This window comes from Dorea sp. 210702-DFI.3.125, from assembly GCF_020560945.1.
Lineage (GTDB): Bacteria > Bacillota > Clostridia > Lachnospirales > Lachnospiraceae > Dorea > Dorea formicigenerans.
This window is the reverse complement of record NZ_JAJCNF010000019.1, coordinates 22,664-39,291: the sequence shown is the minus strand read 5'-3', so window position 1 is coordinate 39,291 and position 16,628 is coordinate 22,664. Positions and strand designations below refer to the sequence as shown.

Genomic DNA, 16,628 nt, shown 5'->3' with positions numbered 1-16,628 from the left:
TTCCTCCTGTGGCGGAAAATTTATGGATTCCGTTGTCATTACAAAATCACTATTCGAATCCTTTACAATAACGTCATCAGATTACAAATGCAGCAATCCAAAGGATTGGAAAGGAGTTTACGATGATCATTGTATATGGTTTATTTATTTACAGTATTTATGAATTTCTCAAATTTTTGTTTTTAGCTACACTCGGAGATATCATCACCGCAATCAAAGGTAATTACGACAGTCCTGAAAGGGACAGAGCCATCAAACGAGATCTGTGGACAGTTGCAAAGAGTATTATTGCTTTCATCATTGCCTGTATATTATTTTAAAGTTTAAAGTTCATTTTGGTATCTAATCTAGTAATTTTCAATCATCCAGAATATAATGAAAAAGTATCAGCTTTTTAATTAAAATCGCAATTCTAAAATAAAAGGAACAAAAAAGATGACATTTCCAAAATTACCAATACAGTGGAGCGAGAACGGCTATGAGATTACAGAAGAATTAGGTCATGGTTCTTACGGTTCTGTTTATAAACTAGTAAAAGATAAAGGAACGGAAAATGAAGAGGTTTCGGCCCTGAAAATTATAAACTGGACATTGGATAACAATACGGTACGGTATGAATTTACCAAGGATTGGGACGAAGCCAGAAAAAGCTACGCGCAGCGATTCGACCAGATGACACAAGAAGTGAATCTATTAGAATCATTTGTGGGAATGAAGACGATTGTGCAGTTGAAAGGAAGCTGTACGGAAAAAATGCCGGAGTTAAATTACTGGAAGCTTTATATCCAGATGGAATATCTGAAAGATCTGATGGATTTTGCAGACGAATGTAATGGACTTACAAGAAAACAAATTGTGAAGTTGGGAATTGATATTTGCAATGCCTTAGAAGTATGTCATGCAAAAAATATCATTCATCGTGATATCAAGCCGGCAAATATTATGGTCTCCCCAAAAGGTTACTTTAAACTGGGAGATTTTGGTGTTGCCAGACAGCAGATTTCAGGAACTATGACCGTGATTGGCTCTTATGATTTTATGGCACCGGAAGTTTACAAAGGAATGCCTTATGACCAGACCGCAGACATTTATTCCCTTGGTATGGTTTTATATTACCTGGCAAATGATTTCAAACTGCCTTTTTCTGAAATTCAAAGTTCCATAGACCGGATAAACCGGCGTATGAACGGAGATACCGAATGGGACTGGAAGCAAAAGCTGTCAAGCTGGGGAATTGCAACAAATATCAAACAAAAAATGTCTGAAGAAATCCTCTATGATACTGTAATGACCGCCTGTGCTAATGACCCGAAAGCTCGATATCAGTCAGCGACGGCAATGAAACGGGATTTAATGATATGCATGGATAAAATCTGTACATTAGAAAAAAGGGATGATAACTGGGAAGCTGCGAAGAAGAAATAAAAAGAAGAACCTTGGACTTTGATTGCCTTGGTTCTTCCTTTTCTTCTCTCCCGTTAGTTTTCCACGTTATAGTCTCTGATTCATGTATTTTTCCACATTATCATCAAGAGTTATCCCACTCAATTAATTTCATAATTTTTTTCACAGCATTTACCACTTTTGATGACAAATACATTTTCTGCCCTTTTTCCACATTAAAGTAGCCATTATAATTATCCTTAATTATAATGGCTACTTTATATTAAATTTCATTATATTCATATTTTTTATTATCGGAGGTTTCTGTTGATCTTGTTCCCTGCCTGTTTTCCTTTCTTTTAGAACTATAACATGTAATTCAAAGTCGCCGATTTACGCTTCATTGATTTGATTTATATAACCCTCATCTTCTATATTGAAGTTCCTTACTATTCCCTATCTATAACTTTCTCATAGTAGTTATCGCTATCATTCTCTTCCATGAGATTCTTCAATATACTCTACGACCATCCAGCTATTCCGTCTATAGCATCTCTTCTTTATAGAACTCATTTTTTATATAAATCTCGATTAGTTCGATGTTTCTTTACACATCTTCTAATTCCTTGAATTACTGCGGTATCTTTATCCTCAATATGTTCTGCAAATGTTTTCTCTTTTATACCGGTTATCTTTTCTTCTCCGATTTATCTTTTTTTATTCAATCTTCTTACCGGATTTTTATGATCTATGGTTAAGGCTTATTCTGTGGGAACTTCCATTTGCCATACCACCAACATATTGACTATTTATAGATTCTGAATTGTCCAACGGTTTAAGCCTCCTTCCTTTCTATTTCGTTCGTCCCTTTCTCGTCAGGACTTCTATCGATGATTCCTAAGGAATTATTCTATCAAATCTTCTTATACGAATTTCGATTTAACCTTTTGGGTTATTTTAGGTTATTCTATCTTAATCTAAAATTTGTTGATTTAATTTTCGATTTAATCTTTTCATTAAATTTTTTTACTGAACTTTTTTGGTTCTTCTTTATCATTTAATTTTTTTGATCATATCTTATATTAAATCTTTTTTGATTTGATATTTTGTTTTCCTTTGGATTGACTATATAATACCATCTAGGTTTTGTTTTGTCAATACTATTTATGATATTTATTTTAATTAATTTATAATTGTACTATTTCAATAGAATATTCTGTATATTTATATTTTATCAAGGTGTTTTCTGATGATGTCTCATGATTTTAGTGTGTGATACATGACCATCTAATACACAAGAGAGCAGGTAATCCCCTGCTCTCTTGTTATCTTACATTTTCAGTCTTATAATCATCTTATAGTCAGATACTAATAATTAATATAGCCCTGAAGCCACATATTCGCCTTAAATCTGCGTCCTACTGCCGGTTCCCCAAGAAGTCCCTGTCTCGGCACGCAAACGTCAAATACGAGGCCATTTACGTCTAATTTCATCACGTAAACATTTTCCCCTGTATACTCATTCACGATTTCATGGAGTTCCTGGATCTCACCTAATATGGAATATCGGTCACACTCCACACTATACGGCATGATGTATGTATCCACAATGCTGAATACGTCTTCCGTCACCAGTCGCCTTGACACCTTTGAGTAAGTATCAATGTCTTCCAGTGTGAGCGTCTCGATTGCATTGGGATCTCCGGATTTTGCAGCAGAGAGAAGCTGCATGCGGTTATACACCTCTTCTCTCTGTCGTTCTTTTTGTGAATGATCTTTCTTTACCGGCAGCAATATAGTCCCTGACTCGCATAATCCTGCAAGTGTTACAGATGTATAGTTCATCTTGTTACCACTCAATTGCTTTTCCTTCAAATACTGTGGCACATTTTGCAGATAAAATATAATCGTAATTCCGATTTTTGCATCTTCACAGATTCCTACATAGGCCTCTCTGTCCATTCTGCGCTCAATCGTGATATCTGCATAGGACGTGATTCCTGTTCCAAGAAAATATGGATAATAATATCTTTTCGTAAAGTTATCCACAGAATCCATGTCTCCGCACAGACATATCCCCATTCCAGGTCCGAATTCCTTCTGATATTCACAAAAATCTAATTCTTCGTCCTGATATACAAGCTCATGACACGTATATTGCTGTTCTACTTTATCCAGTATCTCATATAATTCTTTTTTTGACTTCATGCTGCCAAATCCTATGGCATTCAGATATTGATGCATTTTTATTTCCTTTTGATTTCAGTCATACCACCCATATATGGACGAAGTACCTCTGGGATTCTTACAGAACCATCTGCCTGAAGATTGTTCTCCAGAAATGCAATCAGCATTCTTGGTGGTGCTACTACAGTATTATTCAGTGTGTTTGCAAAATATTTGTTTCCATCAGCGTCTTTTACACGGATTCCAAGTCTTCTTGCCTGAGCATCTCCAAGGTTAGAGCAGCTTCCGACCTCGAAGTATTTCTTCTGTCTTGGTGACCATGCCTCAACGTCACAGGATTTTACTTTCAGATCTGCCAGATCTCCGGAGCAGCACTCAAGTGTACGGACCGGGATATCCATAGAACGGAACAGATCTACTGTGTTCTGCCATAATTTGTCATACCACATCTTGCTCTCTTCCGGTTTACATACCACGATCATTTCCTGTTTCTCAAACTGGTGGATACGGTATACTCCTCTTTCCTCGATACCATGTGCTCCTTTTTCTTTACGGAAACATGGAGAATAACTTGTAAGTGTCTGTGGAAGCTGATCCTCTGTCAGCATTGTATCGATGAATTTACCAATCATGGAATGCTCACTTGTACCGATCAGATACAGGTCTTCACCCTCTATTTTGTACATCATGGCATCCATCTCTGCAAAGCTCATAACTCCTGTTACTACATTACTTCTGATCATAAATGGAGGAATGCAGTAAGTAAATCCTCTGTCGATCATGAAATCTCTTGCATAAGAAATAACTGCAGAGTGAAGTCTTGCAATATCTCCCATAAGGTAATAGAATCCATTTCCGGCTACTTTTCCGGCACTTTCAAGGTCGATTCCATTAAAGCTTTCCATAATATCTGTATGATATGGAATTTCGTAATCAGGTACGACCGGCTCACCGAATTTTTCAATTTCAACGTTCTCGCTGTCGTCTTTTCCAATTGGTACAGAAGGATCGATAATATTGGGAATAATCATCATATTCTGTTTGATTTTAGCTTCTACTTCTTTTTCTTCTTTAGATAAAGCTTCTACTCGTTCTGCATTTTCCTGAACTTTTTTCTTTAACTCTTCTGCTTCTTCTTTCTTTCCCTGTGCCATACATGCACCAATCTGTTTGGAAATCTGATTCTTATCAGCACGAAGAGCCTCTACTTCCTGTTTAATCTCACGGTTTCTCTGATCTAATTCGATAACTTCATCAACTAGTGGAAGCTTATCATCCTGGAATTTATTTTTGATATTCTGTTTTACGACCTCCGGGTTATTTCTGACAAATTTGATATCTAACATCTCTCATATCCTCCTTATTTTTCAATAATCTCGCTTTTTTCAATCTTTTCTATATCATGGAAGATGGCTTTATCCAGTGCCTCTGCCTCTTCCTCAGCAAGCTCTACATAGCTTTCACCTTTTACGATTTCTTTCACATAAGTGTAACATCCTTCACGACTGTGCATTGCATTGATGATCCAGCCGCTGTCATTTCCATCCAGCATAGCAAGTGCAAAACTCAGTTTTCCACCCATCTCGTTAAATGCATCGTATTTTACAATTCCGACTTTCTGGTAATTTGTCTCTAATTTACGATTTAACTCACGGATTTCTGTTCTGTTCTGCTTTGTAAACTTAAGAACCGCCTCTGCTTCCTCGAATTTATCTTTCAGACTCTGCTCAAGGGATTTTCCATCTTTCCCTTTCATAAATGTTGCATAGCTGTTTTTCAAACGATTGTATTTCATGGTTACATTTACATATAGTATAAACAAAACTACGAATAGAATCAGCATAAACAGGAAAATAAATGCTGGATCTATCCCCAGTGCATTCAGTATCTTGCTTTCCATATTATTCTTCCTTTCCAATGCTCATAATCATATCGAACATTCGTTCTAATTCCTCATCAGAATAGTATTCTATCTCTATTTTACCTTTTCCATTCCCTTTAGATGCTATACTAACTTTTGTACCCATAACTTCTTTCATTTTATTCGCAAGGTCTTTATAAATGAAATCATTTACGGTCTTTACTTTTTCTTTTGGCTTTTTCGGATTTTTGATTTCTTTTACAAGCTTTTCTGTATCACGTACACTTAATTTTTCATCAAATATCCGGTTTGCCAGATTATACTGTTCATCCTTATCGTCAATTGCAAGTAATGCTCTTGCATGTCCGGTCGAGATCATGTCATCAATAATCATTTGCTGAACACGCTCGTCCAATTTCAGAAGTCGCATAGAGTTTGTGACTGCAGTTCTGCTTTTTGATACACGCTCGGCCACTTCATCCTGTTTCAGATTAAATTCTTCCAACAATCTCTTAAATGCCATTGCTTCTTCAATTGGATTTAAGTTTTCTCTCTGGATATTTTCAATTAAACCGATTTCTACTATTTCCTGTTCTGTATACTCTTTTACAATAACAGGGACTTCTTTGACTCCGGCCTGTTTAGCAGCTCTCCAACGTCTCTCTCCTGCAATAATCTCATAATAATCTTTATTCTTTCTTACAAGAAGCGGTTGCAGTACTCCGAATTGTTTGATTGAATCTGCCAGTTCAAGAATTGCATCTTCATCAAACTTTTTACGCGGTTGATCTCGATTCGGCTCAACCATATTGATTTTCATCATTTGAATACCCGAACCTGACTCAGACTCCCTCTTTTCTTCAGCCGGCTCTTTTGCTAATGGCTTATTTGATTTCTCAGGAATTAGACTATCAAGTCCTTTTCCCAATCCTTTTTTCTTAACAGCCATGGGAACCTCCTTATTTTTTATTCTTCTCTTTCGATAACCTCATCAGCCAATCTCATATAGCTTTCTGCTCCTGTTGATTTTGGATCATACTTATTAATTGGCAATCCGTAACTTGGTGCCTCTGCCAGTCGAATATTTCTAGGAATTATAGTTTTATATATATTCTGTTGCAGGTTGTCTTTTACATTCTCAACTACCTGAAGAGACAGATTCGTTCTGGCATCATACATTGTAAATACGACACCTTCTATTTCCAATTTTGAATTCAATCTGTCTTTTACTAATTCAACTGTATGTATTAACTGGCTGAGTCCTTCCAATGCATAGTACTCACACTGAATCGGTACAATAACAGAGTCTGCCGTAGTCATAGCATTAATCGTCAGCATACTCAAAGATGGTGGACAGTCTATAATTACAAAATCATACTGATCTTTTACCTGATCAATTGCATTTCTAAGAATATATTCTTTATCATCTACACCAATCAATTCAATTTCTGCTGCTGACAAATCAATACTGGTCGGAATAATATCAAGATTTTCAAGAACTTCTTTATTAATTACTTCTTTGATATCAACTTCTCCAATAATCAGTTCATAAATAGACTTTTCCACAGAATCTTTATCTACCCCCAGACCACTGGTGAGATTTCCCTGTGGATCCATATCAACAGCAAGAACCTTTTTCCCTTTTTCAGCAAGGCAAGCTGCAAGGTTGATAGATGTGGTAGTCTTACCAACTCCGCCTTTCTGATTAGCTACGGCAATAATTCTCCCCATATTATTAATTCACCTTTCATTCTACATTTCGTTACAAGTTATAGTATACCACAAATGTTTCACGTGAAACATAGTTTTTTGTCTGAATTTGTGAAAATAAGGATATAAGATTCAAGAATGCCTCAGCATTCTTATTGCGAGGTGCGCGTCATGCAATTGCATGACATATTTCTACTACGCTCCCATTACTTTTATTCTCGTGTTGAGAGTAACGAATCTGTGCTTTACTCTTTTTAATGTTTCACGTGAAACATATTATATATGTAAGAGCAGTGGCTGATATATAATAGAAAAAGGACTTTTTCAAACATAGGTTATTTTTCATTTCATTGTGAGTATAGTGCTATATCAAAAATTACTGTTTGAATCTCCTTGAGACGAATTTGTTTTTGATATAATCATATACGACTTAACACTGAATTGAAATGAATATACTTATCTTCACTTCTTTTCAATGTTTCACGTGAAACATATTTTTATATACAAAATAGTTGTGGATATCAAATAGAAAAAGAGAGTCCTCAAACTTAGGTTGTTTTTCAATTCATTGCGAGTATAGTTTTATATCAAAAATTACTGTTTGAGTCTCTTTGAGACGAGTTTAATTTTTGATATAATAATATACGACGCAGCAATGAATTGAAATGACCTGTTTGAGGACGCCATTTTTCTATCAATCAATCCATATTTTTTATTTAATGTTTCACGTGAAACATCTCAATCTTATAATGGTTCTTTCGCCGGCAAGCCTGCTTTTCGTGGATATTTCTTTGCAGTATTCTTGTTCTTCTTTATTTTTACAAATGATCTTCCGATATCTGTATCTGGCAACTGGAATTTTACCACTTCTTCGATTTTTCCACCTAATATCTGTACTGCTTTTTTTGAGTTGTTTAACTCTTCATCAATTTCTCCGGATTTATAAGGTATAAAACATCCACCTACTTTTACATAAGGAAGACAATATTCTGATAAAGTCGCCAGATTTGCTACTGCACGGGAAACACACAGATCATATTGTTCACGGTAATCTTCTTTCTTCGAAAAGTCCTCTGCTCTTCCGTGTATTGTTTCTATATTTTCCAGCTCAAGTTCATCTATAACAGCATTTAAGAACTTAATTCTCTTGTTCAATGAATCTAATAATGTGATTTTTATCTCTGGAAATACTATTTTTAGTGGAATACCCGGGAATCCTGCTCCAGTTCCTACGTCAATAATAGACGTTACATTATCAAATCCATTTACTTTTACAATAGATAAGCTATCCACAAAATGTTTCATAACTACTTCATCATATTCTGTAATTCCTGTGAGGTTCATAACCTTATTCCACTCTACAAGCATTTCATAGAATTTGATGAACTGAGATACCTGTTTATCCGTAAGTTCTACAGATATCATTTTCATGTTTTCGATTAATCTCTGTTCTTTATTTTTCATATCCGTTCCTAACTATTTTCATTCTTCTATATTCTTCTATTTATCCATATTAATTCAGTTCTTCATATATTAATTAAAAAATATTCTCGGCATTCTTTTTGCAAAATACGCACAATATACTGATCTCGAATTATTTTACCTGCCGCCTAGATATACAAGCAATACAGATATATCTGCAGGTGATACTCCGGAAATTCTAGAAGCTTGTCCAATAGAAACCGGACGGAATTCTTTTAATTTTTGAACTGCTTCGATTCTAAGACTCTTCACCTGATCATAATCTATATTTTCTGGTATTTTCTTATTTTCAAGTTTTTTGAACTGTTCTACCTGTTTTTTCTGGCGTTTAATATATCCATCATATTTAATTGATATATTTACCTGCTCAGAGACTTCTTCTGACAAATCTTTTGGAAATTCCGGTCTTGCCTCATCGATTGGAGCAAGTACCTGATAAGTTAATTCCGGTCTTCTGATAAGTTCTGCCAGTGAAATTCCGGAATTTAACGGTGTGCTTTGGTACTGCGCAAGTAAATTCTGAACCTTTTCACTTGTTCCTACATGCACATGCTCTACACGTGATACTTCTTCTTCAATCAGTTTTTCTTTTAATTTTAAACGTTCATATCTATCCTGTGAAATTAATCCGATTTCGTATCCTATCTCCGTCAGTCTTTGATCTGCATTATCTTGTCTTAGAAGTAACCGGTATTCCGCTCTGGATGTCATCATACGATATGGTTCATGACTTTCTTTTGTCACCAGATCATCAATCAAAACGCCAATATATGCCTGAGATCGATCCAGTACAACTGCTTCTTTTTTCTGAAGCTTTCTTGCTGCATTGATACCTGCAATCAATCCCTGGCATGCAGCTTCTTCATAACCGGAACTTCCATTGAACTGTCCTCCGCTAAATAACCCTTCAATCTCTCTGAATTCCAGTGATGGCTTTAACTGTCTTGCATCTATACAATCGTACTCAATTGCATATGCATTTCTTACAATCTTGGCATGTTCCAGACCTGCAACAGATCTATACATATCATACTGGACATCCTCCGGTAAAGAACTGGACATACCTCCGATGTACATTTCATTTGTATCAATTCCTTCAGGCTCTATAAATACCTGATGTCTGTTCTTGTCCGCAAATCTTACTACTTTATCCTCAATAGATGGACAATATCTCGGTCCTGTTCCTTCTATCATTCCGGAATATAATGGAGAACGATCCAGATTATTACGGATAATCTCATGTGTCTTTTCGTTAGTGTAGGTTAACCAGCATGGCACCTGGTCAATCTGAATATCATCCGGATTAGTGGTAAATGAAAATGGTGTGATTCTTTCATCACCATACTGCGCTTCCATTTTACTGAAATCTATAGATCTTTTATCGATTCTTGCCGGAGTTCCCGTCTTAAAACGGTACATGTTAATTCCAAGATTCTTCAGACATTCTGTCAGATGATTTGCAGCCTGCAAACCATTCGGACCGGTTGCATTACTAACCTCACCATATACACATCTCGCACGGAGATATGTTCCGGTACACAATACGACTGCTTTTACTCGATATATACCCCCAGAGAGTATCTGAACACCAATTACTTTTTTCTTCCCACTTTCACAGACTTCTTCAGTCAGGATATTTACCACTTCCGTCTGTCTGACATCCAGATTTTCCTGGTTTTCCAGCACTCTCCTCATTGTTCTGCTGTATTGTTCCTTATCTGCCTGGGCACGCAGTGAATGTACTGCCGGTCCTTTTGATTGATTCAACATCTTTGACTGAATAAATGTCTTATCAATGACCTTGCCCATCTCACCGCCAAGAGCGTCAACTTCTTTGACAAGATGTCCTTTTGAACTTCCTCCAATATTCGGATTGCAAGGCATCATGGCAATACTCTCCACGCTGACGGTAAATACTACTGTCTTAAATCCCATTCTTGCAGCCGCCAGAGCTGCCTCACAGCCTGCATGTCCTGCTCCAATTACTGCAATATCATATTCGTCTTTATTTTCCCATACAGAATTTGCTGAATATTTCATTGACCAAATCTTCTCCTATCGTCTCTCCGGTTATACTTCCAAGTTCTTCGTAGGCATCCATCAGATCAATAGAATAAAAATCTTCCGGCATACCCATATCTATGCTTTCTTTTACCTTTTTTAATGCCTCATAAGCATTGTTCAATGCTGTTTTATGTCGCACATTTGTAATATAAATTTCATCGTTAAAAGATATTTTTCCTTCAAAAAACATCTCTTTCAATGTCTGTTCCAATTCACCGATCCCCTGCCCGTTTTTCGCAGATATCTCTATAATTGCAGGAAAAATATCACAACTTTCTAACTGATTAATCTCGGAATATTTCTTCTTTATCTCGTCTTTTCCAAGAATTGTATTAAGATCCGCTTTATTTAACAGAATAATAGCTTTTCTACCATAGATCATACGCATAATATCATCGTCATTCTCATCCAGTGGCGCTGAAGCATCAATGACATACATGATAAGGTCGGCATCCTTTGCATTTTCCTTTGCACGGTCTACACCAATCTTCTCTACCACATCCTCGGTATCACGGATTCCTGCTGTGTCTACGATATTTAATGAGATTCCCTGCAGATTCATATGCTCTTCCAGTACATCTCTCGTTGTTCCGGCAATCTCAGTTACAATTGCACGCTCTTCACCTAATAACACATTTAACAGGGAAGATTTTCCGGCATTTGGCTTTCCTACGATGACTGTCTTAATTCCTTCTTTGATCATTCTTCCATCATCACAAGTGGATAATAAATGTTTCAAGCTCTTCATATGATCTTCCACGACAACTTCAAGCTTCTCGCCATAACCGTCCACACTGATGTGTTCCGGATCGTCTAGTGCTGTCTCGATAAATGCTGTATGATACAGAATTTCTTCACGTATTTTTTGGATCTCTTTTTTAATATTCCCCTTCAACTGGCTGACGGAACTTCGAAGTGCATACTCATTTTTTGAAGAAATGAGATCTCCTACCGCCTCTGCCTGGGATAGATCCATCTTTCCATTTAAAAATGCGCGCTTTGTAAATTCGCCTGGATCTGCAGGTCTTGCGCCATATTTTATCACCGTCTCCAAAATTCTTCGCACAACATACACACCACCATGGCAATTGATTTCCACAGTATCTTCTCCTGTATAGCTGTGCGGTCCACGCATCAGCATCACAAGCACTTCATCAATCGTATCTTCTCCGTCTACAATATACCCGTAGTGAATGGTATGCGTAGGCTGTTTTGACAGCTTTTTTTCATTTTTTCCTTTATATATGCGCTCTGCAATCTCTACAGCTTCTTCTCCACTCATTCTGACAATTCCAATTCCGGAATTACTCATGGCGGTAGATATGGCTGCGATTGTGCCAGACTCATTTCTCATTCTATATCCTCCCTGTTATTTTCACCTGTACACATGATGCCTTACGAACTGCTTCGTGCTGTGCACTCTCGCACTTCTTTACCTCTGCAATCCTGCCGGAGGCTATATCGTAGAATTATCCTGGCATCATTATTTTATTGTACAAAAAAGCAGAGGTTTTTTAAACCCCTGCTTTGTAATTTTATCTTCTATTTGTCGTATTTCTCGTAATTATGAGAGCCACCGGATCTTCTTGCCAGTGTTACAACGACTTTTCTGTAAGGCTCTTCACCTTCACTGTGTGTAGATACAGCCGGATCAGACTGCAGTGCTGAGTGAATGATTCTTCTCTCATATGGATTCATTGGCTCAAGTGCAACTGTTCTTCTTGTTCTCTTTACCTTGCTTGCAATGTTCTTTGCAAGATTCTCAAGAGTCTCTTTTCTTCTTCTTCTATAATCCTCTGTGTCAAGTTTTACACGAACGTATCCATCCTGCATCTTGTTAGCTACACGATTGGTAAGATACTGAAGAGAATCCAGTGTCTGTCCTCTCTTACCGATCAGGATACCCATGTTCTTACCTTCCATAGTGATGCTCAGTGCACCTTCCTCATCAACTGTAGAAGTAACCTTTACCTCTTCCATATTCATGGCGTTCAGAACATCTTCTACAAATTTCTCACAAGCTTCAATTGTAGCCGGCTCAACTTTTGCAAGTTCTGTCTCTTCTCTTACTTCTTTTTTCGGAGCTTTTTTGAAATCTTTCTCTTTCTTATGCTCTTTCTTAAATTCATTCTTAGTCTCAGTTTTTACTGGTTCTTTTTTCTCTGCATGCTCTGTCTTCTCAACTTTTGCTGCCTTCTCGACCTTTACAGGTTTCTCTTCTTTTTTCTCAGCTTTTACTTCGACTACAGGCTCTTCTTTTCTGCGGGCTTTGATAACGGCCTGTTTTCTACCGAATCCAAGGAAACCATCGCTTCCTTTTTCGATAACTTCATAATCAAGACGATCACTTGTTACTTCTAACTGAACTAACGCTTCTGTAATCGCATCATCAAGATTCTTTGCTGTTACAGTAATGTAATCCATGAATATATGCCCCCTTACTTATTCTCATTAAAATTCTTAACCATGTTGGCTTTTGAAGCAAGACTTCCCGGTTTCGCATTTGCTCTTGCTTTTTCGAGCTTTTCTTCTCTTTCTATATCAGACATAGAAGAACTCTTTGTTGCAGAAGATTTGATACTCTTTGTATTTGTCTGAGCCATAGCGTTGATCTTCTCTGCTTTTTCGCCACGTTTTTCTTTCTTCTTCTGCGCTTTTTCTTTATTCTTCTCGATCATGTCATCCACTGATATCTTACTGAGATGTTTATTGATAAATACCTGCTGAACCATACGTACGATTGCACTGACGATCCAGTAGATACCGATACCAGTCGGTAATGTAAATACCATAACCAGTGAGAACAGAGGCATTGTCATATTCATAGTTCTCATTGTTGCTGCTGTCGGGTCATCTTTATCTGCCGGTCTGTTAGAACCATTTACTGCCATAGACAGTTTCATATTCAGATACTGTGTAAATGCAGATAATACCGGAAGTAAAATTGCTGTGATAACCAGCGCTGCCGCTGAATATCCCATTGTCTCTCCGCTTTTTGCCATGCTAAGCATGTTACCCGGAGTGATTGTCATATCCGGAATTGTGAGAAACTTATTTGCCTGAGCTGTAATATTTGGTACGTAATCAGAAATTCTGTAAATGACCGGATACAATGCGAACAAAAACGGCATCTGGATCAGTAACGGAAGGCATCCTCCCATCATGGATACGCCATACTTGTCATACACCTGCTGTATCTCTTCCTGCTGTTTCAGCATTGAAGCCTGATCTTTTTTGTTCTTGTACTTCTTCTGGATAGCCATGACTTCCGGCTGTACAACGGCCTGCATCTTAGATGATCTCTGCTGATTAATTGTCATCGGCAGCATCAGGGTATATACAAGAATCGTATACAGGATAATAGATATACCAACCAGACCGGTGTCACTTGGAAGTGCGCTATCTAACATCGTATAGATAAAATTCATGACTTTACCTAATACCCAGCAGATCTGTCCGACAATCGGCCAATTTGCTGCACTTAGTAAACTTCCTACCATCTCTTTTTCCTCCATCGGATTTTGTAATTCTTTTTAAGGAACAGGGTCATATCCTCCTTTTGAAAAAGGATTGCAACGCAAGATTCTCCAGGCAGCAAGAAGACCTCCCTTAAAGGCCCCGTACTTTTCAATTGCTTCTATCGCATATCTGGAACAGGTCGGATAATACTTACAGGAAGAATATCCCTTTGCTCCTGATAAATACTTTTGATAGAATCTGATGATACCAAGCAGAATCTTTTTCATCACGCAATTACCCCTTATATATATTATGAAGACGTGCCAGGTGGATCAGTGCGCTCTCTATGTCGCGGTAATTCTTACCCTTAGCTGCACCTCTTGCGATAACTACGATATCGCGCCCACTGCTGAACATGTCTTCTTGTAGCCGGTAACTCTCTCGGATTAACCTAGTTAATCGGTGTCTTACGATACTGTTTCCCACTTTTTTACTTACAGATATTCCCAATCGATTACCTTCCGTCTGATTCTCCAGTACATACATGACAAGATACTTGTTCGCATAAGAACTTCCTTTTTTATATACATGTTGAAAATCCTTATGTTTTTTCAATGATTCGGAATATTTCATGCTTTAATCTCCTATTTTTTGAAAGAAGAAAAGGCCACATATATGCGGCCTACGCTGATAATTTCTTTCTTCCTTTTGCTCTTCTTGCTGCAAGTACTTTTCTTCCGCCTGCAGTACTCATTCTTGATCTGAAACCATGTACTTTAGATCTTTGTCTCTTTTTTGGCTGGAATGTCATTTTCATAGATATCCACCTCCTTATATTTTTCCAAGGGTTGCCCCATATTTTTTCTTAAGACATCAGCTTTGATTATATAAAAAAAATCTTGATACGTCAAGCATTACCGATGATTTTCTTTACTTTTTAATTGCTTAAATACATATTTTGATGTAAAATAGATAAAGAGTAGACTTGGGAAGTAGGAGTTTGTTTAAAATGAACGAAGTGAAAGAAAAATGGCCTGAGATCATCGAACATTTACGAGTGGAACACGAGCTGCTGAATGTATCCTTTAATACGTGGATAAAGCCGCTGAAAGTTTACGATGTCATCGATGACACTGCTTATATTCTTGTGAACAAGGATTCCAGTGTTGAATACATCGATAAGAAGTACCGTCTCCCACTCATGGTATGTATTGCTGAGATTACAGGCAAAGAGTACGAGATACAGTTTGTATCGGAAGATGACGATAAACTGAATGAAATTCATAATGCATCTATTGATAACGGTCAAAAGAAAAAGACGAAGTCCTTAGCAGAGAAAGCAGGGCTGAATCCAAAATATACTTTTGATACTTTTGTTGTAGGCGGAAATAACAACTTCGCTCATGCAGCTTCACTGGCCGTTGCCGAATCTCCCGGTGAAGTGTACAACCCTCTCTTTTTATATGGAGGTGTTGGACTTGGAAAAACCCATTTGATGCATTCCATTGCACACTTCATTTTGGACAAGAATCCGAAGAAAAAAGTATTATATGTAACCAGTGAGACGTTCACCAACGAACTGATTGATGCCCTGAGGAATGGTAAAACAGCCGGTAATGAATCTGCCATGCTGAACTTCCGTGATAAATACAGGAACATTGATGTTCTGTTGATTGACGATATCCAGTTTATAATAGGTAAAGAAAGTACTCAGGAAGAGTTCTTCCATACTTTCAATCACCTTCATACACTTGGAAAACAGATCATAATCTCCAGTGATAAACCTCCGAAAGATATCGAGACACTGGAATCCAGACTCCGCACACGTTTTGAGTGGGGTCTCATTGCTGATATCTCATCTCCGGATTATGAGACACGTATGGCAATTCTCCAGAAGAAAATTGAACTGGATCATCTGGAAAAATATAACATTAAGAATGATGTACTGGACTATATTGCAGCCAACGTCAAATCTAACATCCGTGAGCTGGAAGGTTCTCTGAATAAACTCATTGCCCTCTATAAGCTCAACAACAATAATAATCCGATTGATATTGCTCTTGCAGCAGAAGCATTAAAAGATATTATTTCTTCTGATAATAGAAGAGAAGTTACTCCGGAACTGATACTTGATATCGTTGCGGATCATTTTGGTATCACCGTTGCTGACCTTAAAAGCAAAAAACGTGATTCGGAGATTGCCGTTCCACGTCAGATCTGTATGTATCTGATGCGTACTATGACCGATACTGCCCTGAAAGGAATTGGTGCAGTTCTTGGAGGTAAAGACCACTCTACTGTCAAATATGGAGTAGAAAAGATCGCCAAGGATATCGAATCAGATGAAATGATGGCGAATACAATCAATATAATAAAGAAGAAAATCAACCCGGCTTAGGATTTTCCATATAGTTATCCACAATTTATCCACATTATCCACATTTTTGGATACTTGTGTGGATAGTATGTGGACAGTGCGTGG

The 16,628-nt window shown here is 37.3% G+C and carries 16 protein-coding genes; 3 read left to right on the top strand and 13 right to left on the bottom strand.

The genetic code is table 11. The features are described 5' to 3' along the window. Nucleotides 1–122: 122 nt before the first annotated feature. Entirely contained in the window at nucleotides 123–320 is a 198-nt protein-coding gene (locus LI164_RS10065) for a hypothetical protein (protein WP_173794181.1), read from the top strand. 115 nt (nucleotides 321–435) lie between these two features. Continuing rightward, entirely contained in the window at nucleotides 436–1,425 is a 990-nt protein-coding gene (locus tag LI164_RS10060; RefSeq protein ID WP_227087070.1) for a serine/threonine-protein kinase, read from the top strand. A gap of 1,326 nt (nucleotides 1,426–2,751) precedes the next feature. Here the strand turns inward: LI164_RS10060 and LI164_RS10055 are convergent. The 13 genes from LI164_RS10055 to rpmH all read right to left on the bottom strand — a co-directional run bounded on the left by LI164_RS10055 (nucleotide 2,752) and on the right by rpmH (nucleotide 14,963). Next, nucleotides 2,752–3,627 carry a DUF3881 family protein gene (locus tag LI164_RS10055; RefSeq protein WP_005334712.1) on the bottom strand — a complete coding sequence of 292 codons (876 nt, stop codon included), beginning with the start codon at nucleotides 3,625–3,627 and terminating at the stop codon, nucleotides 2,752–2,754. Between the two features lie 2 nt (nucleotides 3,628–3,629). Beyond that, entirely contained in the window at nucleotides 3,630–4,916 is a 1,287-nt protein-coding gene (serS, locus tag LI164_RS10050) for a serine--tRNA ligase (protein WP_005334710.1), read from the bottom strand. Nucleotides 4,917–4,930: 14 nt separating this feature from the next. Continuing rightward, nucleotides 4,931–5,470, bottom strand: coding sequence for a DUF4446 family protein (locus tag LI164_RS10045; RefSeq protein ID WP_005334708.1), 540 nt, complete (start codon nucleotides 5,468–5,470; stop codon nucleotides 4,931–4,933). A gap of 1 nt (nucleotide 5,471) precedes the next feature. Then, nucleotides 5,472–6,380 carry a ParB/RepB/Spo0J family partition protein gene (locus LI164_RS10040; RefSeq protein WP_029731690.1) on the bottom strand — a complete coding sequence of 303 codons (909 nt, stop codon included), beginning with the start codon at nucleotides 6,378–6,380 and terminating at the stop codon, nucleotides 5,472–5,474. A gap of 17 nt (nucleotides 6,381–6,397) precedes the next feature. Further along, nucleotides 6,398–7,162, bottom strand: coding sequence for a ParA family protein (locus tag LI164_RS10035; protein ID WP_005334704.1), 765 nt, complete (start codon nucleotides 7,160–7,162; stop codon nucleotides 6,398–6,400). A gap of 723 nt (nucleotides 7,163–7,885) precedes the next feature. Next, nucleotides 7,886–8,605, bottom strand: coding sequence for a 16S rRNA (guanine(527)-N(7))-methyltransferase RsmG (rsmG, locus tag LI164_RS10030; RefSeq protein WP_105309790.1), 720 nt, complete (start codon nucleotides 8,603–8,605; stop codon nucleotides 7,886–7,888). A 135-nt stretch (nucleotides 8,606–8,740) separates the two neighbouring features. Beyond that, the gene (gene mnmG / locus LI164_RS10025) at nucleotides 8,741–10,663 is read right to left on the bottom strand and encodes a tRNA uridine-5-carboxymethylaminomethyl(34) synthesis enzyme MnmG (protein WP_227087069.1); all 1,923 of its coding nucleotides are present in this window, start codon (nucleotides 10,661–10,663) and stop codon (nucleotides 8,741–8,743) included. Continuing rightward, entirely contained in the window at nucleotides 10,629–12,041 is a 1,413-nt protein-coding gene (gene mnmE, locus LI164_RS10020) for a tRNA uridine-5-carboxymethylaminomethyl(34) synthesis GTPase MnmE (protein ID WP_117606958.1), read from the bottom strand. The genes mnmG and mnmE overlap by 35 nt, the downstream gene beginning before the upstream one ends. A gap of 188 nt (nucleotides 12,042–12,229) precedes the next feature. Continuing rightward, nucleotides 12,230–13,111 carry an RNA-binding cell elongation regulator Jag/EloR gene (gene jag, locus LI164_RS10015; protein ID WP_005334695.1) on the bottom strand — a complete coding sequence of 294 codons (882 nt, stop codon included), beginning with the start codon at nucleotides 13,109–13,111 and terminating at the stop codon, nucleotides 12,230–12,232. 14 nt (nucleotides 13,112–13,125) lie between these two features. Next, nucleotides 13,126–14,187 (bottom strand): YidC/Oxa1 family membrane protein insertase, encoded by a 1,062-nt coding sequence (locus LI164_RS10010; protein ID WP_227087068.1) that lies wholly within the window; start codon nucleotides 14,185–14,187, stop codon nucleotides 13,126–13,128. A 33-nt stretch (nucleotides 14,188–14,220) separates the two neighbouring features. Beyond that, nucleotides 14,221–14,433 carry a membrane protein insertion efficiency factor YidD gene (gene yidD, locus LI164_RS10005; RefSeq protein ID WP_029731685.1) on the bottom strand — a complete coding sequence of 71 codons (213 nt, stop codon included), beginning with the start codon at nucleotides 14,431–14,433 and terminating at the stop codon, nucleotides 14,221–14,223. A gap of 7 nt (nucleotides 14,434–14,440) precedes the next feature. Next, on the bottom strand, nucleotides 14,441–14,779 hold the full coding sequence (gene rnpA / locus LI164_RS10000) for a ribonuclease P protein component (protein ID WP_005334689.1): 339 nt from the start codon (nucleotides 14,777–14,779) through the stop codon (nucleotides 14,441–14,443). Between the two features lie 49 nt (nucleotides 14,780–14,828). Then, a complete protein-coding gene (gene rpmH, locus LI164_RS09995) occupies nucleotides 14,829–14,963 on the bottom strand; it encodes a 50S ribosomal protein L34 (RefSeq protein ID WP_005334681.1) in 135 nt (44 codons plus the stop codon). Between the two features lie 192 nt (nucleotides 14,964–15,155). On the opposite strand from rpmH, the gene dnaA reads away from it, so the two are divergent. Then, nucleotides 15,156–16,544 (top strand): chromosomal replication initiator protein DnaA, encoded by a 1,389-nt coding sequence (dnaA, locus tag LI164_RS09990; RefSeq protein WP_005334678.1) that lies wholly within the window; start codon nucleotides 15,156–15,158, stop codon nucleotides 16,542–16,544. The last annotated feature ends 84 nt before the right edge of the window (nucleotides 16,545–16,628 follow it).